Source organism: Marinobacter lutaoensis (genome assembly GCF_001981305.1).
Lineage (GTDB): Bacteria > Pseudomonadota > Gammaproteobacteria > Pseudomonadales > Oleiphilaceae > Marinobacter > Marinobacter lutaoensis.
The window spans coordinates 349,528-376,472 of the sequence record NZ_MSCW01000007.1 but is presented as its reverse complement, the minus strand read 5'-3'; the positions used below and the strand labels follow the sequence as shown (position 1 = coordinate 376,472).

The window sequence follows — 26,945 nt, the reverse complement described above, 5'->3', positions numbered from 1 at the left end:
AGGTCCAATGACGGAACGGAAGCCACATATCCTGCTGGACGGATTCGCAAACCATGAGGCTTTTCGATCACGCCGCACTGGTCGTAATCCCGTCATTCCACCACAAGATCGTCATTCACATGGTCGATCCTTATCTCACCAATACTCAGCTGTGCTCTCGCAGTTTCAAAGTCAAAGAGAGCAGGCAACTGAGCCTGTCACAGACGATATAGGCATCTATGTTGAGATCATAGGGACGCCAGGTTGTGATCTGCCGCTGGATAGTCTGGATACTAGTCGTGATTTTAAGCTTCGCTCCTGTCGCCAGGTAGATGGTCGTGAAGTAGCCGTTGTTTTTATTCCTGAATCGAGACGGGACGTATTTCAGCGAAAAATTGAGCAATATTTGGACCCTGATAAGGATGGGAAGGGTGGCCCCAGAAACCATAACCTGATTGATAGTATCGTCGAGATCAAGCTTGCAGATTTACAGTCATTCTGGACGGATGATTTGTCACTCTACCCAGCTGATCCACAGCAGCAGGTGTGGTGGGAGCTCTGGTTAAAGAAACGACCAGAAGACGAAGACCCTATTCAGATCGCGCATCAATTGGCTGAGCGGATTGGAGCTCAGTTGGGCAATACATCTCTCAGTTTCTTTGACAGCGTAGTAATCCTGATCAAAGCTTCAGCCCATCAGCTCGAGAGAGCACCGGAACTGATCGCCAACCTCGAAGAACTCAGGCCGGCCAAGGAAACGCCGAATGTCTTTATTGCGTTGTCGCCCAAAGAACAACATGAGTGGGCCGATGACCTGAAAGGACGACTTCATCTCGACGAGAATGCATCGGCTTCCGTGACGATTTTGGACACAGGCGTCAACTACAACCACCCTCTTCTTGGTGAGGTGTGCACGGAAAAACAGGCTGAACGCTGGCACCCAGATTGGCCGAAATATGATGACTTTAATCCGACGAATCCCCTTGCTCCGTTCAATGACCATGGGTCTCGGCAGGCTGGATTGGCAGCGTTCGGCGACTTGTATGCGGCCTTGGTCAGTAATGAGCCAATAATGCTGAATCATCGAATTGAATCAGCACGAATTTTACCCCCAGCCGGTAGCAACGATCCCGAACTGTACGGAGCCATTACTGTAGGTACTGCAGCAAAGCTGGAAGTAGGCATGCCGGATTGCTCTCGTGTGTACTCGCTAGCAGTAACTGCTGCGCCGGAGAGAGAAGGCGGGCAGCCGTCTTCTTGGTCCGCTGAAATTGATCTGTTTTCCTCAGGCATGGAAGATGGTAAACAGCGTCTTTTTATAATCTCTGCAGGTAACAATAGGGACATCTCACCGGACCTGGACTACTGGGAGCAAGTTCACCTTGCCCAGATAGAGGACCCAGCCCAGGCGTGGAATGCTCTCACGGTTGGTGCTTATACCGAAAAGACTACTAATGACGATCCAAGTTTCGACGGATGGTCACCTTTGGCAGAATCGGGCGATGTCGCACCTGCAACACGTTCCTCAGTTAACTGGGCCTGGAGGAAGCATGCACCCTATAAGCCGGATGTAGTTGCAGAGGGCGGTAATCGGCTGCTCTCATCAGATGCTACGGAAGTTTCGAACGCTGACGTTATTTCGTTGTTAACAACATCTGGCAGAACCACAGGACAGCTGTTCGAGACCACTGCCGATACCAGTGCTGCGTGTGCTTTGGTTTCAAGGCAAGCTGCGATACTCATGGCTGAATATCCGGAATATTGGCCTGAAACCATTCGCGCACTTATAGCGCATTCGGCCGAGTGGACGCCCAAAATGTGGGAACGTTTCGGGCTTTTGTACCAGCAACACAGCCCAAAGCTGTCCAAGGAGACCATGCTCCGGTGTGTTGGCTACGGGGTACCTGATCTCGAGCGCGCCAGATACAGCGCCAATCATGCCTTGACGCTCATTGCTCAGGACAGTTTGCAGCCCTTTGCCAAAGATGCTGATGCTTCGAACTCAAATGATCCCAAGCTGAATGAGATGCAGCTCTACCAGTTGCCATGGCCTATTGAGGTATTACAGCAATTACCGCCTGAGTTGGAGGTGAAACTCCGGGTAACCTTGTCCTACTTTATTGAGCCCAATCCAGGGCGCCGAGGGTATCGTCGACGTTACAGCTACCAGTCTCACGGGCTTCGCTTCGAGGTTATCCGTCCTGGCCAGTCGCTGGAAAATTTCCGGGCATCGATCAATCAAAAGGCGAATGAAGAAACTGAAGATTACAGTGGTCCGGAAGGAGCCAATGATGGCTGGCGACTTGGTCCTCAGTTGCGTACTCGGGGTTCATTGCATTCCGATATTTGGACAGGCGCGGCCGCGGACTTGGCTGATATGCACACCATAGCTGTCTATCCAGTGGGCGGTTGGTGGAAATATCGGACGGCTCAGGATCGGTGGCAAAACTCCGTGCGCTACAGCCTGATTGTCAGTATTGACGTGCCCGATGAGAGTATCGATATATATTCTGTTGTCGAGAGCCTGGTTGAGACTGCCGTTGAAGTCAGTACGGAAATATAGCCGATGAGCCTCCTCGGACGTTTAGCGGCTTGCTCCCCACCCAGTGCTCATCAATTGCGCAAAATCCCTTCGTGACAGAACATCAGAACAATCCCTCCAGTCCTTTTCAGAGGGCTGCATGGTCGTGGTGTAGCGGAGGTCAAATCCGGTTGCTTCTTTCTGAGCGTTGATATATTCATCCATCTTCTCGCCCAGGGTTTCGATGTCATCAATCCATTCGTCCTTTATGGTATCCGGCAGTGAGCCAAATAAGTTGTAGCGATCACGCATTCGTTCCGAAAGCCGTTCATATACCGTCTCGTCTACGGTTTGTTCGTTGACAAGATTGAGCATATCGACTTTCTCGCGCACTTGGCCAAAACGCTTGATGCGACCAATGCGTTGTTCCAGGCGGGTGGGGTTCCATGGCAGGTCGATGTTAATCAGCGTTCCCAGTGTTTGTAGGTTGAGGCCTTCACAGGCGGCATCCGTAGCTACCATGATTCGGATCTCATGCTCCGCAACCATCTTCTTCAATATTTCGCGTTCGCTGAAGACGCTGTCACCTTTTTGATAGAGGCGGCTGCGTCCAGCACCGGCATATAAGCCGATGGCTTCATCCGGGTAACGGTCCGCGAGTGCGTCGGCGACCCACTTGGCGGTGTCGTAGTACTGGCTGAAGATGATGACGCCGTGGTCGAGCCACTTTTCGCGCTCCAGGTAATGAATCACAGCGCTGAGCTTGGGGTCTTTTTCAATACGCTCCAAGCGATCGATCAGGCGCTGCAGCACCGTGCGCTCCTCCCCCGTTTCCAAGGTCAGGTCTACTTCTTGCTCGTCTTCCTCTTCATGTACGGTGCGACCTTCCAATAGCATGCGTGCAGTACTGAGCCCAGCGGCGATACTGGAGCAAATACGCTGTTCCATCAGGTTCTTCATGAAGCCGCCACCTTTACCGCGCTTCGCCAAGGCCTTGCCGAAATTGCGCGCCTCGATATAGGCCTGTCGGAAGTCCTCGCTGGTACGCAGCGCCTTACCTTCGAACAAGGCGTTGAACAGATGAATTTCCTTGGCCAGGCTGGAATCCGGATGAACATCCACACCCACTTTGGTTAGTAAACCGGCATCTTCCAGTGTTGTCCGTTTCCGCAGCACAATATGGCGCACAAACGGGTTTTCCCGTTGAAAAAAGCTCGCACCGGCCATCTCGCGGTGGAGTTCATCTTCCAGTATTTCGCGTGTTTCTTCGGTCAAATCCGTGAATGGCTTTGCTGTCTGCCAATCCTCGTTTGTGAGGCCAAGATCCTGGCGGATGGCACTGTATAAGCGCCGCGCCCGCGGCTCTTGTGTTGAGTCCACAACCGGGAGTGGTGAACGGAGGAGTTCCCAGGCAAACGAGGGTTCAACAACTTCTTGCTCTCCAGCCAGTATGGGTAGCACCTCCCGCGGGCGATGCCATTTGGCGAAATCGTTGCCCAGAACGAACTGCCCCTTGCCTTGATGGAGAATGCCCATCAGGTCCCATAGGTCTTCTGGTCGGGTCTGGATCGGTGTAGCCGTCCCCAACAAAACGTGATCTGCCCTTGCGGAGATCTCTCGCATAAACGCAAGCAGCTCGTTGGGAGTGCCCGCGTCGCGACCAAATCCCTGGCGGCTGCGGGCCTTATGGGCCTCGTCGAGAATGACCAGTCCGTAACGCAAACCCAGCAAATGTTGTTTTTCCAGCGAGTCGCGCATCATTAAACCAGTGGAGACAATCCCAATGCGCAACGGGCACTTGGCGATTTGCTCGCGGCCTGCGGCGGATATTGTGCGGCCATCATAGTCCAGCCAGACTTTCTTTTGGGTATCCCAACGGGCACAGGGGATGCCGAGTTTATCAATCATCTCCGTCTGCCACTGCTCACAGAGCGTCGCCGGAGCGAAGATCACTACCGGCCGGCGCGCTTTCTGTTCCTTGTCGCTGAGAAGGCACAACGCCAGAGCGGCCGTACCCAGAGAAAGTGTCTTGCCAAGCCCCACTTCATCCGCCAGTAACAGTCTTACAATGCCGTGGTTACGGTAATGACGCAGGCATTCCGTGACAAACCCTTGCTGCCAGGGCTGAAGGGACAGGCCTTCCCGGTAAAGAGGTGATTCCACCAGCGCCGCCGGTGCCAAATCCTCGTCATCGTCTATCTCGTCAAACACCACTTCCCGGCGATAGCCGCGCCTGCGCACTTCGCGTATCACGGCCTCAGGTAGTGGTCGGGCGGCATTCCAAAGGAAGTCAAACTCCTCTTCGATCCACGCCACCCCTTCGGCTGATTCATCCTCCCAAAGAATTTCGTAGTGGCGTTGCCACCCGCTACGGGTTTCGTTCATCGAACCGATAAAGCCAAGCTTGCGTCCATCAGCCAGTTCGATGACGCCAGCCTTGCCGTGCAGAAAACCGCAGATGCTATCCGGCGCCACACGCACCGCTTGGCCATGCTGCACCAGGAAGGCATCCAGGCGGCGATAGCGTTCACGGTTGAGCAGCGCTTCAGCCTCCAGCCCCTGTTCGTTCCAGCGGCCAATCATCTTAGATTCGCGCAACTGGGCGACTTTGAGGTCGTCCGGATGGATATCCACGTTGCAGACAATCTTGACCTCAGGGATCGATTCCAATAGCTCATTGGCGACTTCAAACAGTGAGCTGGTGAAATAGCCCGCGATGCGTTTATAGCTGCGTGCGCCCTTGAGGTGCTCCAGCAGAAATGAGCGATCCAGCCGATGGGTGCGGGAGGAAAACCGGCGTATGGTCATGGGTTAGCATCCGTCCACTGACATTACTGTCCCAGTGCCCTCAGGTTTTTGAGCCTTGCGCCGAGTACTTCGGCGGCTTCGCGCACTGTGGTTTCCGGTGCTTTTCTCTCCATAAAGCTAAGCATATCGATCAGGAGCGGGCGCACTTCCATAAAGTCCGGCAGGTTTTGCTGGAGTTGTTGGATTACAGCCTGCGGCTCCACCTCGGCCAGTACCTGCTGCAAACCGATGATCAGATGGCCCAGCCAGGTTGGCCCGATCTCCGTGCTATCGGTAAGGTCGCGGGAGGTGAATTCAGTGACGCGCTTGAGGCGGGCCGCGTTGGCTTTCATGTCCGCCATGACCCTGGCGTAGTCCTGTACCCGGAAGGCCTTGGCGAAGTTCTGATAGTTATCCAGTTTGGACGCGCCGGTGGTTTCCATGTCCATCATGCGCAGGTAAAAGCGCTGAATGCCGGACAGCCGGGCCCAGGTTTCTGCACCCAAGCCTTCCGGTACCAGCAGGCTATTGGCCGCCTCGGCAGCCTGCTGCACGATTTCGTCAACAACGGTGACCTCACCTTTGGCACGCGGACGCAGCGCAAAGCGGGTGACATCCTCACCGCCGATGGTGGTATAGGCGGTCAGCACCTTGAGGGCGGCGGCGTACCCGGCCATTTGCAGGTCGGAGTCGTTGAACACCGGCTCACCGTGCTTGTCCTTGACCTCGTCGTTGAGGTGCATCATGGTCTCGATCTGGCGCTTAACTTCAGCCCGCACCGCCGGCAGTATGCGCTGCTTGAAGCCGGCCCGCTCGCCGGCGGGCCGCTTGCGCAGCATCAGAATCACCGTGCCCTGTACATAGCCGCCTTTTTTCAGTTCCGAGGTGGTCTCGGTAGCGATATACCAGGCGGCGACCACTTGCAGGCCCGCCGCCCAGAAGATGCCCACCATATCGGACCAGACGCCCGTATCCTGATGGGTGAACATCACGCACTGCATGCCGTTGTCCGGCATATGCTCCGCCATGGCCCTGTAGGCATCCACCATACCGCGTCGGAAGTCGTCGCCGGAGCCCTTGATGGCCAGGGCGCGGCGGGAGTCCCATGTCCACTCATCGAATGGCTTGGGTGGATGCTTGCGCAGCCAGGCGATGAAGAATTCGGTGATTTCGTGATAGTGAACAGCATCCGCATAGGGCGGATCAGTAACCCATAAATCTGAAGAAGCTTCTAGTGCAGTTGCATCATGACAGCTTATATATTTAGCCACTTTGGGAAGTGGGCTGTTCGCAAAGCCAAAGGAGCGCCCTGCCTCATGGCTGACAAAACACCGGATTCCGTAGTTATAGAAAGTATTTAATGCTTGGTTATAAAAGACATTGTTCGTTTTTTCCCAGTGATTCATCCAGTTAGCGATTCTGGCATTCCAGTCCAGCGACTTGGCGTTGAATACATAGTCCTCGGGCGTTGAGTACTGAAAGTACCTTGAAAAGAGCAGCAACTGCCTCGCATTGAACAAATGATGCCAATAGGTCCAGCCGCGCTCGCGAATAGGTTGATCTGTGTTATAGCCTGGCTCGATTTCCATATCAGGTAACAGCCCCTCTTCCTGCCAGCGGGTAAGGTTGTCAGCCACAATCTGCTCCACCTTTCTTTCCCGCTCCAGGTCGGCCTCGGTGACCGAGGCGAAGAAGGTCTCCTGCCGAGATTTATCCAGAGTCTCCTTTTTAATCCACTGGATGGCGTAGAGCCGCTCCCGGAAGATATCGTCGGGCCGGGGCTTGAAGTCGTGTTTCTCCCAGCGGCGCAGCCTGTTGCCGGTGGTACCGTCGGGTAACCGGTAGTCGCCGCGCAGGGTCTTAATCGGTGTACGGTAGACTTTACCGTCCAGCTCATAGACCAGGGCGCCGTCCTGAACGGTGCCCTTCTCGGCGGCTTGCATCTCTTCCTTGGAAACGCCGCTGACTACCTCAATATTGAAGCGCTCGTTTTCCTGGTCAGGGATAAGCTTGGCGATGACATTACGGCTTTTGGAAATCACCCAAGATGGAGACATGGGCACCATCCAGCCTGTCTCGGGGCAGCGGGTTTCGAGGCAGTAGAGGTAGGCCTTGGCACGGTTGCCATGTTCGTCGTGCTCGATGCCCAGCGCCGTGATTTCCTTATCCACCGCCTCTGCCACCTCACGCTGGGCCTGTTCGATTTCGGCACGGCGCTCGGGGGAGGCGCCGATGATATTGAGCGCGCCCCAGGTCAGCATACAGGCGATAGGATTAAGGTCAGAAGCATAGACATCACAACCAATGCGTGCCGACTCGAACGGGATGGAACCGCCGCCGCAAAAGGTGTCGCCAACGCGGGGGCGGTGACCATAGCGCAGGATGCCCAGTTGCTCGATCAGCTCCGGGAAGGAATGGGCCTCGATGCCCAAATGCGCGTAGTGGCGGTTGACGGCGGGCCACACCGGGGCATAGAGCCAGTCCTGATCCACCTCTTCCGGACGTTTGCACAGGGCGGCCTTCTCTTCGTAGCTGGCAAAAGTGGCCAGTGCTTTACGATAGAGCACTAATTTATCGCGCTCCTCGATGTCTCGGCGCCAGCGTAAAGTGACTCCTTCCTTATCGGCGTCAAAAGGGCAGCACCAGGACTCAATCTGCTCGGCGGTGAAGCGGCTGTTTTTGATGGTGTAACTGAAATAGTCCCAAGGGTTGTTCAGTTCGGTTCGGGCTGCAATATCCTTCGGCTTGAGCGCGCCTTGAACCAAAGCACGCCGAGCCAGGCCTTCGTCATCGAAGGCCATTAGTTTCTCGAAAATAGCAAGGTCTGCTTCGGCATCCCCCGTTTGCGGCAGTAAGCTGCCCAACACAATCGCACGCACCAAAATGAGCGGCTTGCGGCCTTTCCAATAAGAACCCAGACCCGTCAAGGTCTGCCCGAGGTTCGCCTTACGCTCTTTTTGCGCTTCAAAGGAAACCTTCTGCGCAGGAAAGACTGCTTCGATCAGCGCCGGGGCGTCCTTAAGTGCGAATGGTGTCAGAGCCATGGTGTTTGTTTGTGTTGTGTCTTCCGTCATGGGTTACTCACTATCGAATAGGTCGGGCATGGGTAAGTCCAGGCCCTGACGGGAAAATTGTTTGCGGGCTTGGGGCTGAAGCAGTTCGCTCTGGGCCACGTCTCCCAAAGCGTGGCGCAGAGCCAACCGCCAACCCTTGTTGCCGTCTTTGACACCGCCTGTGCTCATCGCGGTCATGCCAAAGAGCCACCAGCGTTCCTCTGGCCGCAACGCAAGCCAGTTGCGTACTGCCACGGGAATCTTGTCCATATCCATCCCTTCCACCGCCCAGGCCAGCACGCAGAGCTCCTTGCCCAGCAGACGATCCACCGGGTTTTCCCCCACCTTCCAGGCGGAGGTTTTAAGGTTGTGGGCCTTAAGCCGGGCGTTGAAGGCGCGCTGCACTTCGGCACGGATCGCAGTCCAGCGCGGACGCTCCAGCAGCACACGGTCGATCACTGCAAGTTCCGCGCTCTGGGTTTGCAGCCCCAGGTATTCGCTGATCTGTACCCGGCCGGTGTTGGCTTTGGGGATGATGACCTTAAAATGGTGCGGGTCGGAGGTGGCGGGCACGCCAAAACCCAACGTCCGGGTTACCCCCTGATGCTGGGCTTTGGTACTGCGACTGGCGCGCGCTGCGGACATGGTGTTATTCCTCCTGGGCGACATCGCCCGGGCGCAGTTCGAGGCCGGCTATCTTGGCGAACTCCTTGGCCTCGAAGCCGCTTTCAAACTGGATGCCATCCGCGACCGTGACAGCCACCGCTGCCTGAGGGTCTTGCAGAACGTCCCTTAAGCTGTTGACGGTGCCTTCGATCATGGCTGCCGTGACCTCCCGCTCCTGAAAGCGCACGGTGACGGTGTTTTCACCCTCTCCGATCTCAATTCTCACCCCTTTGAAGCGGGTGCCGGCCTGGTCCCGGAACCGATTGATCACGCCAAACACCCGGTCTGTCGTATCCAGGGACACTCGCTTTCCGCTTGCCAGACGTGCCGGTTTGGTGTCGTCGATCTGGACCTGCTTGTCACCGCTGGCAGGAATCTGAAAGTCAGCGTTTTTGGTCGCTTCGCCCGCTTTGGCGTGGACCAGCAGTCGCACCGCCTCGGGGCCGATTTCGAAAGGCCCCTCGTAGAGTTTGCCATCCTTGGGGTTGGAGCCATCCAGGGTGTAGTGCATCTCGGCGCTGGGGGTGGACTGCAGCGTGACAGTGCGCTTATCGCCAGCGGGGGAGACCTGATGGCGAATTTTCAAATCCGCTAACCAGCGGGCCGGTGCGCCAACCTCGTATTTACCGGTGGGATCTTTAACCAGGAAATAGAGCGTGCCCTCGGCAGTGTGGAAGTTTTCAAGGTCATCCACCTGCGGCTCGCTTCCGGAAAACTCGGGCTTGGTGGAGTAATACACTACCGGGCTTTCGCCTGCATGGCGTGGCGTCAGGCTGAGTATGGACTCCCCCGTCTCAGGGTGGGTGCCCACAAGAGAAACGTTGACGCTGGTTTTCTCCTTCGGGAAGGGGCCTTTCTCGATGTAGCCATCCTCGCCCAACCGCCAACGACCTTGTTTGAGCGCCTCTGTTTTGAGGGTGTCCATACCACTTGCACCCGGCATCCACGGCCAGGCAGGGTTGCTTTTGGCCCGGGAAACCACGTCCTTCCATGGGGTTCGACGGTTTTCCTTGCCCGCAGGCCAGAGGTATTCCTCGGCCATGGCAAAGTACTGGTTGAAGTCGTCTGCCAGATCCATCGCCAGCTTGTAGTTGGCGCGCGGGCTGGCCAGGAGGGCTTCAATTTGTGCCTCGGCCGACTGATCGCCTTCGCCCAGTTTTAATCCGTTATCTATCGTGACAGGAGCCAGAAACTCACGGCCGTCGATGTCGTCGACGCTGGGGAAATAAACGCGGTTGTAAGCAGCAGAGAGGGCCTTGTTGAATCGGTCCTCGGCCTCTTCCATGCGATCGCGGGCTTCTTCGTACAGGGTGTCACCTGGTTTAAGCCGCTTGCTGATCTGCTCGATGGCGTAGAGCTCACGCAGGCGATCCTCGACAGCGTCGGTGAGGTGGCTGTCCTGCCCGGTGAGTACCAGCAGGTTGTTCTTCTCCTGCTGGTAATCGAAGAAGTTCTGCAGCTCGCTGGGCGGCACCTTGCCATCTGGCTTGATGACAATCAGCACACGAGGGCCGCTCAGTTTTAGTTCGTCCAGCTGTGGTAGCACCTGTACGTCCTGATAGGCGTTCTTGCGAACGGGTTGCAAAATGCCACTGAGCCGGTTTATCAGTGCCTGATCAATCTTGGGCTGGGGGATTTCTTTGGCGTTACGCTCGATCTGGCGCGAGAGGTTTTCCGTCTCTTTGATGAATAACCGTTGATCTTCTCGGTGCAGGTACCACGCCTGTTCCCTTAGCCGCTGCAAGGCATTGAGAAAGGCGTCCGCTTTGCGGTTTGGCGCGGCCAGAAACTCGATGATCTCGCTTTCAGATAGGCCAATGCGTCCGCCTACGGCGCGAGACAGGGAGGATGCCAGAAGCAACGTCATGACTTGTTGGGCTGCGTCTTCACCGAGCTCGTTGTCAATCATCTCTGCAATCGCGTCGCCATCATCGGCGATATCGTGCGTGATCGCAGGGATCAGGTTGGGAGCGATGCGTTCGATTTCATCTTTGACTTGAGCATCGTTTAAGTCGAGGTGCTGGGTACCCACTAGGAACACATCATCGGTTTCCCGCTGATCCACACTCTTGAGAAGTCGTGCGGTGAACTGCATCAGACCGCGGGTCTGGCGGAAGCCTTCATTTTCCTTGAACAGGGCGACCAGGTGTTTGAACGAGGGGTGGAAGGGATACGTTTCTCGCACCTGCTCCGCGATCTGTTCAATACTGGCCGCGACGATATAGCCGCCATCCTCGGCCTTTTTGACTTGCTGTGCGTATTCTTCCGCAATCTCCGCGATGGTGTCTTCATCGGGGAGCTCGTCGATCAAGCGCTTCTTGAGGATTTCGTAGATTTCATTGCCGGCCAGCTGCACCGGCGTGATGGTCATTGCCTGGCGGCGAGCTTCCTGCTGAAGGTTGTCTATGGCTTCGGCCAGTGCTTTGGTCTGCGCCTTGTAGCTGCCGGAAAGGTTGGCGATGACGATACAGCAGTTCGGCAGCTCCAGAGCAGCGCTCATCAGCGCACTCAAGCTGTAGACCACCATATCGGCGAGTGTGCCATTGCCGAACATCTGGGTTGAGGCATTCTGCAGGTAGGGCGGAAGCTCGTCGAGCAAGATCAAGGTGGGCTGATCGCCAATAATTTCCTTCCACTTGCGTTGGTCCACGGCCTTGGGGCCATTGATCCAGTAAGGTTTGATCGCTTCTTCTTCACCTAGCTGGGATGCAATTTCACCCCAGATGTAGTTGTCCGGGTTGTTTCGTCCGTTAAAAGCAGCGATGCGCGCATTGCCGAACTCGATACGCTCATTCAACTCTGCCGGCAAGACCTCGGGGCGAAGGTGTGAATGCTTGGCCAGCAAGCCGAGGGCGATCATCATATGGGTTTTACCGCCGCCCATGGCCTGGGTGAGTTCGAACACCGCTTGATCGGATTTCCCAGAGAGGCGAAGCATGCCCTCGCGGAACAGTTGATCCATGCCGTGGGTGACGAAGTTTCTGGCGAAGAATTCGCGACCATCCCCGGCATCGTTAATCAGATCCGCCAGATTCTCGATCCCTGAGCTCATCCGATAATCCTGGATAACCGGGTTAAAGCGGCAGGCCTGTTTAACTGTCTTGATCATACTGAATGCTCCCCACTGTTGTCGGTCTCTCCAGGGCTTTCGATGGCGATACCATGCCGCTCGCAGTAATCCCGAATCAGCACTTCCACCATGTTGGCGATGGAGCGGTGTTCCTGCTGAGCCGCGGTGCGCAACGCCTCCTTCAAACTTGGATCGATCCGAAAGGTGAGCGTCGCGGTTTTGGTGGTGGCCATATCCCCCTCCAGGAGCCCCTGCAAATGTACTGCAATATACTGTAATGGAGTGCTGAGTACAATCGGAAGGCGATGGGGTGCCCGGCAGCCTGAAGATCCCAGGGAAACAACCACTTGGAGAGTTGGGGAGGGTGTACATCAGTAGCGCCTTAACAACCTTAGCTGTTTATCCGCCACCCTGCGTGCTTTACCGGGCCGTGCCCCAAGTGGGGCTATATCTGCTGACTTTACTAGGGTGATCGCTACCATGTGAAACCTCGCGTCTAGGGTGCGTGGACCTATGAACGCTCAGCTGGAAAAAGATAGCAAGATCATTGCCTTGTGGATCCCGGGCCAGAGCAGGTGGAACGACGGATAGGGCTGAGGGCGCGAGCCCTGTTTCCTTCGCCCAACCGGTTTCCCCAATCAAACCTTTCGCCAAGTCCGAGAATAAGTCGTTGATTACAAAGGGTGTGGGGTTCTCCGGTCACGGACTTCGCCCATTTCGAGCGGTGAGAGTGGCAGAGAATATTCGGCCGGAGAGAGCGGATTCCGGCGCAAGGCGGGCTAGGTGGCCGTTCCGCGAAGTCCGTGGGATTCCGCACGAGCCTGCACAGGTACGCGGCCCCAGAAATGAAAAACCCCAACCGAGAAGGGTTGGGGTTTCATTATTGGTGGAGACGGCGGGAATTGAACCCGCGTCCGCCAGCACTCAGCCTTGAGGTCTACATGCTTAGTGTCCTTCTATTGATTTAACCTCGGGCGACCCGAAGGCCAGGGTGCCAGAGGCGAGCTCTTTGGTCTTAGCCGTGTGTCAGTGAGCTCTGACGCACGGAGCAGCCTGTAAGCGATGACGTTCCGGAAAAACTGAGTTACAGACACCTCAGCCGGAACGACCGGCGGGCTTAAGCCGCCAGTGCGTAGTTTTCGTCGTTTGCGACTATTTTAACGCAGCTTTGGATTAACGAGATTCGCTGCCATCTCGGCATGCACCCAAGGGTTCGTCACCGGCGTCGAAGCCATGTCGTCCCCTTGTCTGACTGAGTATATGGGGCCGGGTGTGTGGACTTCAAGGGGAATCTCCGGGATTTGTACCTACCGGCTGCGGCGCTCAGCCGGCTTGGCGGGCACCGGCGCCGGGCCTGCCGGCGAGGGCCGCATGGCTGAGGGCCTGGAAGGCATCCCGGAAGTGTTTCATCACGGTGTTGGGGTCCGCCTGGATGGCCTTGTCCATGGTGATGCCGAATTGCACGGTGCCGGCGTAGCTGAGGATGCTCATGCCAATGCCAATGCTGCCGCTCTGGGGCACCCAGAACATGGGCTGCACCAGTTTGCTGCCCGCCAGGTAGACGGCTTGTCGGGGGCCCGGGACGTTGGTCAGCACCGCCGAGGCCTTGTTGCTGAGCAGTGCCAGCGCCCGGCGTTCCAGGATATCGGGGCCGCGGCCGAACAGGTCAAGGAGGCTGTAGGTGACTTGGGCCTGGTAGGACCGCTTGAGGCGGTTCATGTTCTCCTGCACCTGATGAAAACACTGGATCGGGTCGGCTACATCCACCGGTAAGCGTACCAGTACCAGGCCGAACTGGTTGCCCAGGGTTTCGATGGGTTGGTCCAGGGGCCGGAGGTTGAACGGCACGGCCACCCGGATGCCGCATGTGGGCAGGGCTGCGCCGGTGTTTCGGAAATGTCGGTGCAGTGCGCCCGTGGTCGCGCTCAGCAGCACGTCGTTGACGGTGCCACCCAGCGCACGGGCGCAGGCCTTGACCTCGGCTAAGTCGAGGGGGTCGGCCCAGGCTACCTGTTTGCGTCCGGATAGGGACGATTTGAGGCCGGTGCTCGGTTCGAACGGCGCCAGCCCCAGTTTGGCCAGATCCAGGGCGATGTCGCCGGCGGTGGTGGCCAGTTTCAGCGGGTAGCCCGGGTCTTCCCGGACCGACTGGTACAGCAGGCGGGCCTGTTCGATGGCGGTTTGCAGGCTATCCACGGTGCGGTGGAGGAGGCGTTGGAGCATCGGCCGCGCGGTTTGCGGTGCCGGGGAGTGGCCGGCCACCCGATGCAGCCGCGGCTCGGGGCTCTTGTCGGTGAGGGACAGAAGAACGCGGACCAGGGAAATGCCGTCGGCGATGCAGTGGTGGATCCGAATCAGCAAGGCGCAACCACCGTTATAGCGGTCGATGTAGTGGATCTGCCAGAGGGGGCGGCGGAAGTCGAGGGCGGTGCTGTTGAGGTCGCCGGCCAGCTCCTGAAGTTCCGCCTTGCCTGCCGGCCCGGGCAGGGCGATGCGATGCAGGTGGTTGTCCAGGTTGAAATGCGGGTCATCCTGCCAGTAGACCCTGTCGCCCTTTTCGACGATGCGCTGACGGAACCGGCGAAAACACAGGAACCGGGTTTCCAGAAGCCGGCGCAGGCGTGGCATGGGAATGGGCTGCGCGAGCATCAGGACGGCGCAGATCATCATCGGGTTTTCCGGCGTGTCCATGCGCAGCCAGGCGCGGTCCACCGCCGACATCGGGATCCGTTGAGATGGCATGGGGGGCTCCCTCCGTGGTCCATCGGCCGGTGCCGTGGTATCGCGTGTCCCGAACCGGTCAGAGAGTTTCAGTATAGGTGGGTGGAGTGGGGGTGCAAGGTGCTCCGGAAGCGACACGTGGGCGGCACCACGGCGTGGTGGCGAGGCGGGCGGAGCCCGCCGCCGTCAGTGGTTGGCCTCGCGCAGGATGCGCTGTTTCTGGCGATTCCAGTCGCGCTCCTTCTCGGTGGCGCGTTTGTCGAACAGTTTTTTGCCCTTGGCCAGGGCGATCTCGCATTTGACCTTGTTTTTCTTCCAGTACAGGGCCAGGGGAATACAGGTGTAGCCGGCTTGGTTCACCTTGCCGACGATCTTGGCGATTTCCTTTTTATGCAGGAGCAGTTTGCGAGTCCGGGTCGGGTCCGCGATCACATGTGTCGAGGCGGTGCTCAGCGGTGTGATGTGGGCGCCGAACAGCCAGGCCTCGCCGTCTTTGAGCAGCACGTAGGCGTCCACCAGCTGGGCCTTGCCGGCACGCAGCGACTTGACCTCCCAGCCCAGCAGGGCCAGGCCGGCTTCGAACCGCTCCTCGATGTGATATTCGTGCCTCGCCTTCTTATTCAGGGCGATGGTGCTGCTGCTTGGCGTTGCGGTTTTCTTCTTGCTCATGTATCGGAAATCCGGGTTCGGACGGATGAATGCTTGGCCGGCGGGGTGCCGGCAAAGCGCGCATTGTAGCGCAGGACTGCCAGACCGGTCACGAAAACGCCGAAAGCCATCCGCCAGGAGGCGCCAGGCCGTCGCGCATCCGCTACAATGTCCGGCCTGGGACCGTCAGGGGAGCGCATGTCCAGGCCGTATCAGACCTCAATCGGGTCGTTTACCCGAAAATCCACGTTTTTCTGGGCGTCGGTGGGAGCCACCGTGGGCCTGGCCAATCTGTGGCAGTTTCCCTACCTGGCCAGTCACCATGGCGGCGGGTTGTTCCTGCTGGTCTACCTGGCGTGCCTGCTGTTGGTGACCCTGCCGTTGATGGTGACCGAGGCGGCGTTTGGTCGTTACGCACGCCATGGCCTGGTGCTGGCACTGGATGGTCTGGTCAGCAGCGCCCGCTGCTCGCGCGGCTGGATGCTGGCCGGCCGGCTGGGCATTTTTGCGGCGTTTCTGGTGCTCTCTTACACCGCGGTATTCGGTGCGATCGGGCTCGCCTATGTGTTTCAAGGGGCCGTTGGCCGTTTTTCCGGGGGCGGCGAAGCCGGCGCGGCGGCGGTGCTGGCGGAGCTGGTGTCGGATCCGGGCCACTACCGCCAGTTCATGGCCTGGCATGCGTTTTTTCTGGTGCTGGTGGTGACGGTGTCGGCGCGTGGTGTGCGGGCCGGGTTGGAGCGTTCGTTGCGGCTGCTGGTGCCGACCACACTGGTGCTGATGCTGGCGCTGTTTCTGCTGGCGGCGACGGTTGGGCGCCTGGACTTGGCGCTGGACCGGGTCCTGGGGTTGCACTGGCAGGATCTGTCCTGGACCAGCGTCTCGGCGGCGCTGTTCCAGGCGTTCTATACCCTGGGACTCGGCATGGGCGTGTGGACCATCCTCGGCGCCTATACCGCACCCCGGACGCGATTCAAGCGCTCGCTGCTGGCGACGGTGCTGATGGACACCCTGGTGGCGATTCTTGCCGGTCTGACGATCTTTGCCCTGACCGTCGGGGGGGCCTCCGCCGGCGACGCCCATGGTTTCTCCCTGTTGTTCGTGTTGCTGCCGGCCTCCCTGGCGCCGCTTGCCGCCAGCCAGTTCCTGCTGGCGGCGATGTACTTGCTGGTGGTGCTGATCGTCTGGGCCACCGCGCTGGCGCTGATGGAGCCGGTGGTGGCCTGGCTGCGGGAGTGGACCGGAGCGCCCCGGCTGTTTTCCTCGGTCCTGGTCGGCGTTGCCGTGTGGGCGGCCGGTCTGCTGTCGCTGCTGTCGTTCAATCTTTGGGCGGATGTCCGCCTTGGCGGGGCCACGGTCTTCCGCTGGCTGGAGTTGGTCTCCGGTGGGGTATTGGTACCCGTGGTGGCGGTGCTGGTTTCCGTGTTCGCCGGCTGGTGTCTGACCCGGCGCTTGGCCCATCGGTTGATTGGCGAAACGCCCGCGGCCTTTGCCGCCATCTGGTATGGGGTGTTGCGCTGGGTGCTGCCGGTGGCGGTGGTGGCGATGGGTTGCATGTACTCCGTTGCTTCGCTGGAAAGCGTGTGTGATGCCGGCGCGGCGGCGCTGTGGTGTGATCGCGGCGAGCCGTTGCAGGTGCCTGGGTCCGGGAGCGGTCGGCCTGGCGACGGCGGCGACGGGACGGCCGCTCCGGCGGTGCCCGGGCCACTGGAGCCGGTGCCGGCGTCGCCGGGGGAGGGTGCCGACGCTCCGGAAAATGCCCCAAACGACGATGAGATCCTATATCATAGCGTCTGAGTTGCACGGGCTCCCGTGGAGTCCGTGGGTGTATCCAAGCATTGATCCGCAGGACAACGGGAGCCCATGGCCCATCAGATCGATAAATCCGCGCTTGTCATGCACTCGGCCGAGCGCATGTTTCACTTGGTCAACGACGTTGCCCGCTATCCGGAGTTTCTGCCCTGGTGCGCGGGCGCCGAGGTCCATGAACGGGATGAGGCCCAGGTGACGGCGTCCCTGGAGATTGCCAAGGGCGGGTTGCGTCACCGGCTGACCACGCGAAACCGGCTGTACATGCCGGAGGCCATCGAGATGAACCTGGTGGACGGCCCCTTCCAGAACCTGTCCGGCCGCTGGCACTTCAAGTCGCTGGACGACAATGCCTGCAAGGTGATCCTGACGCTGGAGTTCGAGTTTTCCGGTTCACTGTCTCGCATGACTTTCGGGCCGGTTTTCAGTCAGGCCGCCAACACCCTGGTGGATGCCTTCTGCCGCCGGGCCGACCAGCTGTATCGGGAGGTGGTGTAATGCTGCGGGTGGAGGTGGCCTACGCGCGGCCGGACCGGCAGGAGATTCTGTCGCTGGAGGTGCCGGAGGGGACCACCGCCCTGGCGGCGGTGAAGCAGTCCGGCATTACCCGGATTTTTCCGGAGATCGACCCGGACCGCAATGACATGGGTATTTTCGGTAAGGTGATCAAAGACCCGGCGAACCATCCGCTGCGGGAGGGTGACCGGGTGGAGCTGTACCGCCCCCTCAAGATCGACCCCAAGCAAGCGCGTCTCAACCGCGCCAGAAAGAAGTCAGCCTGAACCCGCCTTAGTAGGCGGGTGTGTCTTCCAGCAGCTGCGCTTCGTAATGAGAAAAGCTATCACCTTCATAATAGATAACGATGCGTTGCTCTTCGATGTCACCGCCTGCGCGCTGGAGGGTGTACACATAATACTCCCGTGAATCGTCCACCGGATTGAGCAGCAGGGGCGTGCCGAGCACAGCGTGCACCTGGCTTCGCGGCATGCCGGGGGTCAGGGAGGTCAGCTCCTCGTCGGTGACGATGTTGCCCTGCTGGACATTGATTTTGTAGACGCCGGGGAATGCGCAACCGGCCAGAACGAGACTCAGAATGAGAGCGGTGAGCTTTTGCATCGCCAGGGGAAATCCTCTATCTTGAAATCGCCTGCCGGAGGCAGGTTTGAGACGGGTCGACCGTTAATGGCGGCTTCATCATACCGGAAGCCGTGAGGCACACCAAAGAGCGAATGATAGCATGTCATCTGAAAACGCCGAATTGCGAAAAGTCGGTTTGAAGGTCACCCTGCCGCGGGTGAAAATCTTCAATATCCTGGAGAACTCCGAGGAGCATCACCTCAGTGCCGAGGATGTCTACAAGAAACTGCTGGAGCAGGGAGATGATGTGGGGCTGGCGACGGTTTACCGGGTGCTGACCCAGTTCGAGGCGGCCGGTCTGGTGCTGCGGCACAACTTCGAAGGCGGGCACGCGGTCTTTGAAATGGCCGGAGAAGAACATCACGACCATATGGTCTGTACCCAGACCGGCGAGGTGATCGAGTTCGTGGACGAAGTCATCGAGGAGCGTCAAAAGAAGATTGCCGAGGAACACGGCTACGAGATTGTCGATCACAGCCTGATCCTTTACGTGAAGCCCCTCAAGTCCAAGGAATAACCCAATAAAAAAGGCGGGCCCGGAAGGCCCGCCAAAGCAGCTCTCAGGATCGAGAGGGGTTAGGTTGCGCGTGGCGTTCGTCAGTGATGCGTGGCCTGCCCTCTGGAAAACATCTCCCGGGCGTGGGCCAGGGTCTGTTCCGTCACATCCACGCCCCCCAGCATGCGCGCCACCTCGGAAATCCTCCCCTGATCATCCAACGCCTCGATTCTGGAGTAGGTGGTGTCCTGTTCCGTGAACTTGCTGACAAACAGGTGCTGATGGCTTTGGGCTGCCACCTGGGGCAAGTGAGTTACGCAGATCACTTGGCCATGGTTGCCCAGAGTCCGGAGCAGGCGCCCCACCACTTCGGCGGTGCCGCCGCCAATGCCGACGTCCACTTCGTCGAACACCAGGGTCGGTGTGGTGGAGGTCTGGGCGACCACCACCTGGATGGCGAGGCTGATACGTGACAGTTCGCCCCCGGACGCGACCTTGGCCAGGGCACGGGCCGGCTGGCCCGGGTTGGCGCTGACCAGGAATTCGATGTCTTCCCAGCCGTGCGGCGCGGGCTCGTCGTCGTGCCGGGCCAGGTGGGTTACGAACTGCACCAAGGGCATGCCCAGTCGGGCCAGCTCCTCGCCGATTCGCTGGTCAAGGTCCGCGGCGGCCTGCTGCCGGGCCTCCGAGAGGCGGTTGGCGAGCGTCTCGAATGCCTGTCGGTGTCGGTCGAGTTCGGCTTCCAGCTGTTCCAGGCTGCCTTCCCCCGCGTCCAGCTCCGCCAGTTCCTCGGCCAGCTGCCGGTGCAGGGCGGGCAGTGCCTCCGGCGCCACCCGGTGCTTCCGGGCCAGCTGATAGATGGCGCTCAGGCGTTCTTCCACGTCCGCCAGGCGGGCGGGGTCGGCGTCATAGTCATCGACGAAGCGGCGCAGGTTGTCGCCGGCCTCGGCAATCTGGATCCGGGCTTCGGTCAGCATCTGCAGGGTGTCGGCCAACGCGGGGATTTCCACCGGCAGCTGCTCCAGCTGTTGCAGGGCCTGCCGCACCAGGTCCGCGGCACTGGTTTCTTCGCCCACGCACAGCTCCGCCGCCAGGTGGCTGCGGTGCCGCACCGTATCCGCCTGGCTCAGGCGGGCCTGTTCCTGTTCCAGCTGGCCCAGCTCATCGTCGGCCAGCGCCAGTCTATCCAGTTCCTCTACCTGGTAGCGAAGCAGCTGCAGGCGTGCTTCCGCTTCGTCCGCGTGCTGGCGTCGCTGCTCAAGCCGTTGCCGGGCTTGCTGCCAGGATTTCCAGGCGGCGTGAACCTCGCCCGCCAGAGCTTGGGCGCCGGCAAACTCGTCCAGCAGTTTCCGGTGGGTGTCCTTGCGCAGCAGCGACTGGTGCTGGTGCTGGCTGTGGATATCCATCAGCAGGCCGCCCAGCGCCCTGAGGTGGGTGAGCGGGCAGGGCTGGCCATTGATGTAGGCCCGGGAGCGCCCGTCGCGGCTGATGACCCGGCGCAGGATGCAGTCGTTGTCGTCATCAAGTTCATGGCGTTCCAGCCATGCCCGCGCTTCTGGTACCCGGGAAATGTCGAAGGTGGCGGTGATGTCTGCACGCTTGGCGCCGTGGCGGACAGCTCCGGCGTCAGCGCGATCGCCCAGGGCCAGGCCCAGGGCGTCCAGCACGATGGATTTGCCGGCGCCGGTCTCCCCGGTCAGTGCCGTCATGCCCTGGCGGAACTGCAGTTCGATTCTTTCGGCGATGGCGTAGTTGGACACGGTGAGTTGTGTGAGCATGGATGGCCTCCGCTCCCTCGGGGGCCGGCGGCAGGGTGCGCCGTGGCCCGGGTGGATACTGTGTGCTTGTACAGTATCTGGAAATATATACAGTGTTTTTGCGGTTTGCAAACAGCGGAAATTGAAATTCGTCATGAATCGGGCGTGGGGAGGTTGAAACCCGGGCCGGGGGCCCCATATCGGTTCGCAACTACCGTTTTCCGGCGTGCTTCGGCCGGAAGCAAAGTCCACGGCCGTGTTGTCTGGCCGCTTTCGTTTTAGCAGGAGTAGTCATGAGTACTGACGAAAACCGCAATGAGCAGGTAGAGGACGTTCAGGAAACAGCCGAGGCGGCCGCCGGAGAAGGGCCGGAGGTGCAGGCCGAGGCGCAGGGTGAGTCCGAGGTCGAGGCGCTGCAGGCCCAGCTGAAGGAAGCGCAGGATCAGGCGCTGCGGGCCCAGGCGGAGATGCAGAACGTGCGCCGGCGAGCCCAGATCGATGTCGAAAAGGCGCACAAGTTCGCACTGGAGAAGTTCGTCAAGGAGCTGCTGCCGGTGGCGGACAGCCTGGAGAAGGCGGTGGAAAGCACCACTGGCCACCAGGAGGCCGGCGAGCTGGTGGCGTCCATCCGGGAAGGCGTCGAAATGACGCTGGACCTGCTGCTCAAGAGCTTCGCCAAGTTCAATGTCGAGCAGATCAGCCCGGAAGGGGAACCGTTCGATCCGCAGCAGCATGAGGCGATGTCCATGGTCCCGGCGCCGGGCGCGGAGCCCAATACCGTTGTGTCCGTGGTGCAGAAGGGGTACCTGCTGAATGGCCGCGTGGTGCGTCCGGCCATGGTGGTCGTGGCCAAGCCGGCGGATGCGCCGAAAGTGGATGAGCAGGCTTGAAAAGCGGAACGGCGCGCCAATATAGCCAGTAAACAGTCAAGAGTCGGGGCAGACTCTCCGGGCAAGCATTCAAGAGATTTGGAGTGATTCAATGAGCAAGATTATCGGTATCGACCTGGGAACCACCAACTCCTGTGTCGCCATCATGGATGGTGACAAGGTCAAAGTGATCGAGAACGCCGAAGGTGACCGCACCACCCCGTCCATCATCGCCTACACCGACGATGGCGAAACTCTGGTGGGCCAGTCCGCCAAGCGTCAGGCGGTGACCAACCCGCAGAACACCCTGTTCGCGATCAAGCGTCTGATCGGCCGCCGCTTCGAGGACGATGTTGTCCAGAAGGACATCAAGATGGTGCCCTACAAGATCGTCAAGGCCGACAACGGCGACGCTTGGGTGGAAGTGAAGGGCAAAAAGATGGCGCCGCCGCAGATTTCCGCGGAAGTGCTGAAGAAAATGAAGAAAACCGCCGAGGACTACCTGGGTGAGAAGGTCACCGAGGCGGTGATCACCGTGCCGGCCTACTTCAACGACAGCCAGCGTCAGGCCACCAAGGACGCGGGCAAGATCGCCGGTCTGGACGTGAAGCGGATCATCAACGAGCCGACGGCGGCCGCCCTCGCCTATGGCCTGGACAAGAAGAGCGGTGACCGTACCGTGGCGGTGTATGACCTGGGAGGCGGTACCTTCGACCTGTCCATCATCGAGATCGCGGACGTGGACGGCGAGCACCAGTTCGAGGTTTTGGCCACCAACGGCGACACCTTCCTCGGTGGTGAGGACTTCGATCTGAAAATCATTGAGTACCTGGCGGACCAGTTCAAGAAGGATACCGGCATTGACCTGCGCGGCGACTCCCTGGCCATGCAACGCCTGAAGGAGGCTGCCGAGAAGGCCAAGATCGAGCTGTCCAGCAGCCAGCAGACCGACGTCAACCTGCCGTACATCACCGCCGATGCGTCCGGTCCGAAGCACCTGAACGTGAAGCTGACCCGCGCCAAACTGGAGTCCCTGGTCGAGGATCTGGTGCAGCGCAGCCTGGAGCCCTGTAAGGTGGCGCTGCAGGATGCCGGCCTGAAAGCCTCCGAAATCGACGAGGTGATCCTGGTTGGCGGCCAGACCCGGATGCCGCTGGTTCAGCAGAAAGTGAAAGAGTTCTTCGGCAAGGAACCGCGCAAGGACGTCAACCCGGATGAGGCCGTGGCCATGGGGGCCGCGATTCAGGCCGCGGTGCTGTCCGGTGATGTCAAGGACGTACTGCTGCTGGACGTGACGCCGCTGACTCTGGGCATTGAAACCATGGGTGGCGTGGCCACGCCGTTGATCGAGAAGAACACCACCATCCCGACCAAGAAGTCGCAGATCTTCTCGACGGCCGAGGACAACCAGACGGCGGTGACCATTCACGTGGTGCAGGGTGAGCGCAAGCAGGCATCCCAGAACAAGTCCCTGGGCCGGTTCGACCTGACCGACATTCCGCCGGCGCCGCGGGGCGTGCCGCAGATCGAGGTGACCTTCGACATCGACGCCAACGGCATCCTGAACGTGTCCGCGAAGGACAAGGCCACCGGCAAGGAGCAGTCCATCGTGATCAAGGCCTCGTCCGGCCTGAGTGACGAGGAAATCGAAAAGATGGTCCGCGACGCCGAGGCCAACGCCGAGGAGGACCGCAAGTTCGAGGAGCTGGTGCAGGCCCGTAACCAGGGCGACGCCATGATCCACGCGGTTCGCAAGACCCTGAACGAGGCCGGCGACAAGGTCAGCGACAGTGAGAAAGCGTCCATCGAGGCGGCCATCAAGGACCTCGAAGAGGCTTTGGAAGGCTCTGATAAGGAGGCCATCGAAAGCAAAACCCAGAAGCTGACCGAGGTGTCCGCTGAGCTGGCGCAGAAGATGTACGCGGATCAGGCGGAGCAGGCCCAGGCGGGTGGTCAGGACGGCGCCCAGTCCTCCGCTACCGCCGACGACGCGGTCGATGCCGAGTTCGAAGAGGTCAAGGACGACGACAAGAAGTAACCGGGGCGTACGTCAGTGAGCTGGAAAACGCGGGGCCTTCCCGCGTTTTCCGCGTTAATAATACAGGGTTTGAAGCATGGCCAAGCGCGATTATTACGAAGTCCTCGGCGTATCCCGGGACGCGGACGAGAAGGAGATCAAGCGAGCGTACCGTAAGCTCGCCATGAAGTACCATCCGGACCGCAACCCCGGTGACAAGGAGGCCGAGAACAAGTTCAAGGAAGCCAGCGAAGCCTATGAGGTGCTGGCGGACGCCAACAAGCGGGCCGCTTACGACCAGTTCGGCCACGCCGGTGTCGATGGCCAGGCGGGGGGCGGCTTCGGTGGCGGCGGCGCCAGTTTCTCCGATATCTTCGGCGACGTGTTCGGCGACATCTTCGGCGGTGGCCGTGGCCGCAACACCCGGGGCGCGGATCTGCGTTACACCCTGGAGCTGGACCTGGAAGAGGCGGTTCGGGGTAAAACGGTTAAGATCACGATTCCCAGCTACAAGGAATGCGAGGCCTGCAATGGCACCGGTGCCGAGAAGGGCTCCGGTATCGAAACCTGCGGCACCTGCAAGGGTCTGGGGCAGATCCGGATGCAGCAGGGCTTCTTCTCCGTGCAGCAGACCTGTCCCACCTGCCGTGGCACGGGGCAGATCATTCGCAACCCCTGCAAGGTATGCCATGGGCAGGGGCGCGTGCGCGACCAGAAGACGTTGTCGGTCAAGGTGCCGCCCGGCGTCGATACCGGCGACCGGATCCGCCTGTCCGGCGAGGGGGAAATGGGCGTGGACGGCGGTCCGCCGGGGGATCTGTACGTTCAGATTGCCGTGCGCGAACATCCCATCTTTACCCGGGACGGCCGCAACCTGTACTGTGAGGTGCCGATCAGCATCGTGGACGCAGCCCTGGGCGGTGAGCTGGAAGTGCCGACCCTGGATGGCCGCGTGAAACTGAAAATTCCGGCCGAGACCCAGACCGGCAAGCTGTTTCGGCTGCGCGGCAAGGGGGTCAGCCCGGTTCGGGGCGGCCCTCCCGGCGACCTGCTGTGCCGGGTGGTGATCGAGACGCCGGTGAACCTGACCAAACGCCAGAAGGAACTGCTGGAAGAATTCCAGAAAACCCTGGATGGCAGCAACGGCACGCACCATGCGCCCAAGAAAACCTCCTGGTTCGAGGGTGTGAAAAACTTCTTCGACGAGATGAAGTTCTGAGCCGTTGCCGCATCGCACGCGAGGAAAGAGAGACGGTATGAAGGTAGCAATCATGGGCGCCGCCGGGCGCATGGGGCGGGTCCTGATCGAGGCTGTTGAGGCTGCCGAAGGGCTGACGCTGGGCGCGGCGATTGTCGAACCGGTCAGCAGCCTGATCGGAGCCGATGCCGGTGAGCTCACCGGCATCGGCCGGACCGGCGTGGCGCTGGCCGGAAGCCTGGCCGAGGTGAAGGACGACTTCGAGGTACTGATCGACTTCACGTTCCCCGACCTTACCCTGGAGAACGCCGCCTTTTGCCAGGCCAACGGCAAGAAGCTGGTGGTGGGTACCACCGGGCTGTCCGACGCGGAAAAGGCTCAGCTGGCTCTGGCGGCGGAGGCGGTTCCGGTGGTGTTCGCGCCGAACATGAGCGTGGGGGTCAACGTGGTGTTGAATCTGCTGCGCACAGCTGCCGCGACCCTGGGCGACGACTATGACGTCGAAATCATCGAGGCGCACCATCGCCACAAAAAGGACGCACCCTCCGGCACCGCGCTGCGCATGGGCGAGGTGGTGGCCGAGGCCCTGGGGCGGGACCTAAAAACCTGTGCGGTGTATGGTCGCGAAGGCTTTACCGGCGAGCGCAGCCGTCATGAGATCGGCTTCGAAACCATTCGCGCCGGCGACGTGGTGGGCGACCATACGGTGCTGTTCGCCACCGAGGGCGAGCGCATCGAAATCACTCACAAGGCCAGCAGCCGCATGACCTTCGCCAAGGGCGCCGTGCGTGCCGCCCAGTGGCTGGCGGACAAGCCTGCCGGACTGTACGACATGCAGGACGTGCTGGGGCTGAGGTGAAGCTCCGGTCGGGGGCGATTGGTCGTGGACAAAAAATGCCTAATTTTTTACAATGGGGCGATTTGACTGCACCAAGCGTAGCTTTGATAAGCTTTAATCAAGTGTAATGAAAGGCGGGACGGAGTGTTTACTCCCTCTCGCTTTTTTGCGACCTGAATTTGCGCTTGCGTTCCTGTTCGTGACGAACCTATCCGCCACTCGATGAGGATACAAGCCTTGAGCACACCAGCAATCCTTGCCCTCGCAGACGGAAGCCTCTTCCACGGTACCGCCATCGGCGCCGAGGGGGAGACCAGCGGTGAAGTGGTTTTCAACACCGCCATGACCGGTTATCAGGAAATCCTGACCGATCCGTCCTATTCCCGCCAGATCGTAACCCTGACCTATCCCCACATCGGCAACACCGGCGTCAACGCCGAGGACGTAGAGTCCGATCGGATTCATGCAGCGGGCCTGATCATCCGCGACCTGCCGCTGATGGCCAGCAACTGGCGTAGCGAGGGGCGCCTGGACGACTACCTGCGGGACAATGGCATTGTCGGCATTGCAGACATCGATACCCGGCGGCTGACCCGCATTCTGCGGGACAAGGGCTCCCAGAATGGCGCCATCGTTGCTGGTGAGGGCGCCACCGCGGAGCGGGCCCTGGAGCTGGCCAGGGCCTTCCCGGGGCTCAAGGGTATGGATCTGGCCAAGGAAGTGACCTGCGATACCGTGTGGCGCTGGGATCAGACCGAGTGGACCCTGGGCGAGGGTTACGGTCGGCAGGACGCGCCTCGGTTCAAGGTGGTGGCCTGGGACTACGGCGTCAAGCTCAATATCCTGCGGATGTTGGCGGCCCGAGGCTGCGACATTACCGTGGTGCCGGCCCAGACGCCCGCTGCCGAGGTGCTGGCGATGAACCCGGACGGCATTTTCCTTTCCAACGGCCCGGGTGACCCTGAACCGTGTGACTACGCCATCCAGGCCATCCGGGAGGTCCTGGAAACCGACATTCCCGTATTCGGCATCTGTTTGGGGCATCAGCTGCTGGCGCTGGCCAGCGGAGCCCGGACCGTAAAAATGGGGCATGGCCACCACGGCGCCAACCACCCGGTCCAGGACTTGGAAACCGGCACCGTGATGATCACCAGTCAGAACCACGGCTTCGCGGTGGACGAAACCACCCTGCCGGCCAACCTGAAGGCGACCCACAAGTCCCTGTTCGACGGCACGTTACAGGGCATCCGCCGGACCGACAAGCCGGCCTACAGCTTCCAGGGCCATCCGGAAGCCAGCCCGGGCCCCCACGACGTGGCGCCCTTGTTTGACGAGTTTATCCGGTTGATGGAGGCGCGTTCCGCCTGAGGCGGGCGCGCGGG

Annotated in this window: 19 protein-coding genes and 1 other RNA gene; 10 read left to right on the top strand and 10 right to left on the bottom strand. The window is 59.9% G+C overall.

The features are described from left to right. Window positions 1–7: 7 nt before the first annotated feature. Entirely contained in the window at window positions 8–2,542 is a 2,535-nt protein-coding gene (locus BTO32_RS11275) for a S8 family peptidase (protein ID WP_076724736.1), read from the top strand. A 21-nt stretch (window positions 2,543–2,563) separates the two neighbouring features. Here BTO32_RS11275 and BTO32_RS11270 read toward each other — a convergent pair whose 3' ends face one another. The 8 genes from BTO32_RS11270 to smpB all read right to left on the bottom strand — a co-directional run bounded on the left by BTO32_RS11270 (window position 2,564) and on the right by smpB (window position 15,466). Then, on the bottom strand, window positions 2,564–5,308 hold the full coding sequence (locus tag BTO32_RS11270) for a phospholipase D-like domain-containing anti-phage protein (protein WP_076724735.1): 2,745 nt from the start codon (window positions 5,306–5,308) through the stop codon (window positions 2,564–2,566). A 23-nt stretch (window positions 5,309–5,331) separates the two neighbouring features. Beyond that, window positions 5,332–8,361: an anti-phage-associated DUF1156 domain-containing protein gene (locus tag BTO32_RS11265; RefSeq protein ID WP_245820319.1), complete on the bottom strand. Its 3,030-nt coding sequence runs from the start codon at window positions 8,359–8,361 to the stop codon at window positions 5,332–5,334. A 3-nt stretch (window positions 8,362–8,364) separates the two neighbouring features. Continuing rightward, window positions 8,365–8,985, bottom strand: a complete 621-nt coding sequence (locus BTO32_RS11260; RefSeq protein ID WP_076724733.1) for an anti-phage-associated DUF3780 domain-containing protein — start codon at window positions 8,983–8,985, stop codon at window positions 8,365–8,367. Window positions 8,986–8,989: 4 nt separating this feature from the next. Continuing rightward, window positions 8,990–12,115, bottom strand: a complete 3,126-nt coding sequence (locus BTO32_RS11255; protein WP_076724732.1) for an anti-phage-associated DUF499 domain-containing protein — start codon at window positions 12,113–12,115, stop codon at window positions 8,990–8,992. Then, window positions 12,112–12,309 (bottom strand): type II toxin-antitoxin system antitoxin, encoded by a 198-nt coding sequence (locus BTO32_RS11250; RefSeq protein ID WP_076724731.1) that lies wholly within the window; start codon window positions 12,307–12,309, stop codon window positions 12,112–12,114. Before BTO32_RS11250 ends, BTO32_RS11255 begins: the two co-directional genes overlap by 4 nt. A 651-nt stretch (window positions 12,310–12,960) precedes the next feature. Then, window positions 12,961–13,320: a transfer-messenger RNA gene (gene ssrA / locus BTO32_RS11245) on the bottom strand. A 79-nt stretch (window positions 13,321–13,399) separates the two neighbouring features. Next, window positions 13,400–14,818 carry a wax ester/triacylglycerol synthase family O-acyltransferase gene (locus BTO32_RS11240; protein ID WP_076724730.1) on the bottom strand — a complete coding sequence of 473 codons (1,419 nt, stop codon included), beginning with the start codon at window positions 14,816–14,818 and terminating at the stop codon, window positions 13,400–13,402. Window positions 14,819–14,983: 165 nt separating this feature from the next. Continuing rightward, the gene (smpB, locus tag BTO32_RS11235) at window positions 14,984–15,466 is read right to left on the bottom strand and encodes an SsrA-binding protein SmpB (protein WP_076724729.1); all 483 of its coding nucleotides are present in this window, start codon (window positions 15,464–15,466) and stop codon (window positions 14,984–14,986) included. Window positions 15,467–15,643: 177 nt separating this feature from the next. On the opposite strand from smpB, the gene BTO32_RS11230 reads away from it, so the two are divergent. The 3 genes from BTO32_RS11230 (at window position 15,644) to BTO32_RS11220 (ending at window position 18,033) form a co-directional block, all read left to right on the top strand. Continuing rightward, entirely contained in the window at window positions 15,644–17,239 is a 1,596-nt protein-coding gene (locus BTO32_RS11230; protein WP_076725085.1) for a sodium-dependent transporter, read from the top strand. A 66-nt stretch (window positions 17,240–17,305) separates the two neighbouring features. Further along, on the top strand, window positions 17,306–17,749 hold the full coding sequence (locus BTO32_RS11225; RefSeq protein WP_076724728.1) for a type II toxin-antitoxin system RatA family toxin: 444 nt from the start codon (window positions 17,306–17,308) through the stop codon (window positions 17,747–17,749). Next, window positions 17,749–18,033 (top strand): RnfH family protein, encoded by a 285-nt coding sequence (locus BTO32_RS11220; protein WP_076724727.1) that lies wholly within the window; start codon window positions 17,749–17,751, stop codon window positions 18,031–18,033. The genes BTO32_RS11225 and BTO32_RS11220 overlap by 1 nt, the downstream gene beginning before the upstream one ends. A 7-nt stretch (window positions 18,034–18,040) precedes the next feature. On the opposite strand, the gene BTO32_RS11215 is transcribed toward BTO32_RS11220, so the two are convergent. After that, window positions 18,041–18,367, bottom strand: a complete 327-nt coding sequence (locus BTO32_RS11215; protein ID WP_076724726.1) for an outer membrane protein assembly factor BamE — start codon at window positions 18,365–18,367, stop codon at window positions 18,041–18,043. A gap of 121 nt (window positions 18,368–18,488) precedes the next feature. Here BTO32_RS11215 and fur point away from each other — a divergent pair, with 121 nt between their 5' ends. Then, window positions 18,489–18,905, top strand: a complete 417-nt coding sequence (fur, locus tag BTO32_RS11210; protein ID WP_076724725.1) for a ferric iron uptake transcriptional regulator — start codon at window positions 18,489–18,491, stop codon at window positions 18,903–18,905. Window positions 18,906–18,985: 80 nt separating this feature from the next. Here the strand turns inward: fur and recN are convergent, their stop codons facing one another. Continuing rightward, window positions 18,986–20,662: a DNA repair protein RecN gene (gene recN / locus BTO32_RS11205; RefSeq protein WP_076724724.1), complete on the bottom strand. Its 1,677-nt coding sequence runs from the start codon at window positions 20,660–20,662 to the stop codon at window positions 18,986–18,988. A 272-nt stretch (window positions 20,663–20,934) separates the two neighbouring features. On the opposite strand from recN, the gene grpE reads away from it, so the two are divergent. The 5 genes from grpE to carA all read left to right on the top strand — a co-directional run bounded on the left by grpE (window position 20,935) and on the right by carA (window position 26,931). Then, window positions 20,935–21,531 carry a nucleotide exchange factor GrpE gene (gene grpE / locus BTO32_RS11200; RefSeq protein WP_076724723.1) on the top strand — a complete coding sequence of 199 codons (597 nt, stop codon included), beginning with the start codon at window positions 20,935–20,937 and terminating at the stop codon, window positions 21,529–21,531. Between the two features lie 91 nt (window positions 21,532–21,622). Next, window positions 21,623–23,548, top strand: coding sequence for a molecular chaperone DnaK (dnaK, locus tag BTO32_RS11195; RefSeq protein WP_076724722.1), 1,926 nt, complete (start codon window positions 21,623–21,625; stop codon window positions 23,546–23,548). Between the two features lie 76 nt (window positions 23,549–23,624). Beyond that, window positions 23,625–24,746, top strand: a complete 1,122-nt coding sequence (gene dnaJ, locus BTO32_RS11190) for a molecular chaperone DnaJ (protein ID WP_076724721.1) — start codon at window positions 23,625–23,627, stop codon at window positions 24,744–24,746. Window positions 24,747–24,783: 37 nt separating this feature from the next. Continuing rightward, window positions 24,784–25,584: a 4-hydroxy-tetrahydrodipicolinate reductase gene (dapB, locus tag BTO32_RS11185; protein ID WP_076724720.1), complete on the top strand. Its 801-nt coding sequence runs from the start codon at window positions 24,784–24,786 to the stop codon at window positions 25,582–25,584. 216 nt (window positions 25,585–25,800) lie between these two features. Next, on the top strand, window positions 25,801–26,931 hold the full coding sequence (gene carA / locus BTO32_RS11180) for a glutamine-hydrolyzing carbamoyl-phosphate synthase small subunit (RefSeq protein WP_175618660.1): 1,131 nt from the start codon (window positions 25,801–25,803) through the stop codon (window positions 26,929–26,931). The last annotated feature ends 14 nt before the right edge of the window (window positions 26,932–26,945 follow it).

Excerpts from the sequence above, each read along its gene's own strand:
- BTO32_RS11275 (WP_076724736.1), top strand. The coding sequence starts at position 8 with ATGACGGAACGGAAGCCACATATCCTGCTGGACGGATTCGCAAACCAT.
- BTO32_RS11270 (WP_076724735.1), bottom strand. The coding sequence starts at position 5,308 with ATGACCATACGCCGGTTTTCCTCCCGCACCCATCGGCTGGATCGCTCA.
- BTO32_RS11265 (WP_245820319.1), bottom strand. The coding sequence starts at position 8,361 with ATGACGGAAGACACAACACAAACAAACACCATGGCTCTGACACCATTC.
- BTO32_RS11260 (WP_076724733.1), bottom strand. The coding sequence starts at position 8,985 with ATGTCCGCAGCGCGCGCCAGTCGCAGTACCAAAGCCCAGCATCAGGGG.
- BTO32_RS11255 (WP_076724732.1), bottom strand. The coding sequence starts at position 12,115 with ATGATCAAGACAGTTAAACAGGCCTGCCGCTTTAACCCGGTTATCCAG.
- BTO32_RS11250 (WP_076724731.1), bottom strand. The coding sequence starts at position 12,309 with ATGGCCACCACCAAAACCGCGACGCTCACCTTTCGGATCGATCCAAGT.
- BTO32_RS11240 (WP_076724730.1), bottom strand. The coding sequence starts at position 14,818 with ATGCCATCTCAACGGATCCCGATGTCGGCGGTGGACCGCGCCTGGCTG.
- smpB (WP_076724729.1), bottom strand. The coding sequence starts at position 15,466 with ATGAGCAAGAAGAAAACCGCAACGCCAAGCAGCAGCACCATCGCCCTG.
- BTO32_RS11230 (WP_076725085.1), top strand. The coding sequence starts at position 15,644 with ATGTCCAGGCCGTATCAGACCTCAATCGGGTCGTTTACCCGAAAATCC.
- BTO32_RS11225 (WP_076724728.1), top strand. The coding sequence starts at position 17,306 with ATGGCCCATCAGATCGATAAATCCGCGCTTGTCATGCACTCGGCCGAG.
- BTO32_RS11220 (WP_076724727.1), top strand. The coding sequence starts at position 17,749 with ATGCTGCGGGTGGAGGTGGCCTACGCGCGGCCGGACCGGCAGGAGATT.
- BTO32_RS11215 (WP_076724726.1), bottom strand. The coding sequence starts at position 18,367 with ATGCAAAAGCTCACCGCTCTCATTCTGAGTCTCGTTCTGGCCGGTTGC.
- fur (WP_076724725.1), top strand. The coding sequence starts at position 18,489 with ATGTCATCTGAAAACGCCGAATTGCGAAAAGTCGGTTTGAAGGTCACC.
- recN (WP_076724724.1), bottom strand. The coding sequence starts at position 20,662 with ATGCTCACACAACTCACCGTGTCCAACTACGCCATCGCCGAAAGAATC.
- grpE (WP_076724723.1), top strand. The coding sequence starts at position 20,935 with ATGAGTACTGACGAAAACCGCAATGAGCAGGTAGAGGACGTTCAGGAA.
- dnaK (WP_076724722.1), top strand. The coding sequence starts at position 21,623 with ATGAGCAAGATTATCGGTATCGACCTGGGAACCACCAACTCCTGTGTC.
- dnaJ (WP_076724721.1), top strand. The coding sequence starts at position 23,625 with ATGGCCAAGCGCGATTATTACGAAGTCCTCGGCGTATCCCGGGACGCG.
- dapB (WP_076724720.1), top strand. The coding sequence starts at position 24,784 with ATGAAGGTAGCAATCATGGGCGCCGCCGGGCGCATGGGGCGGGTCCTG.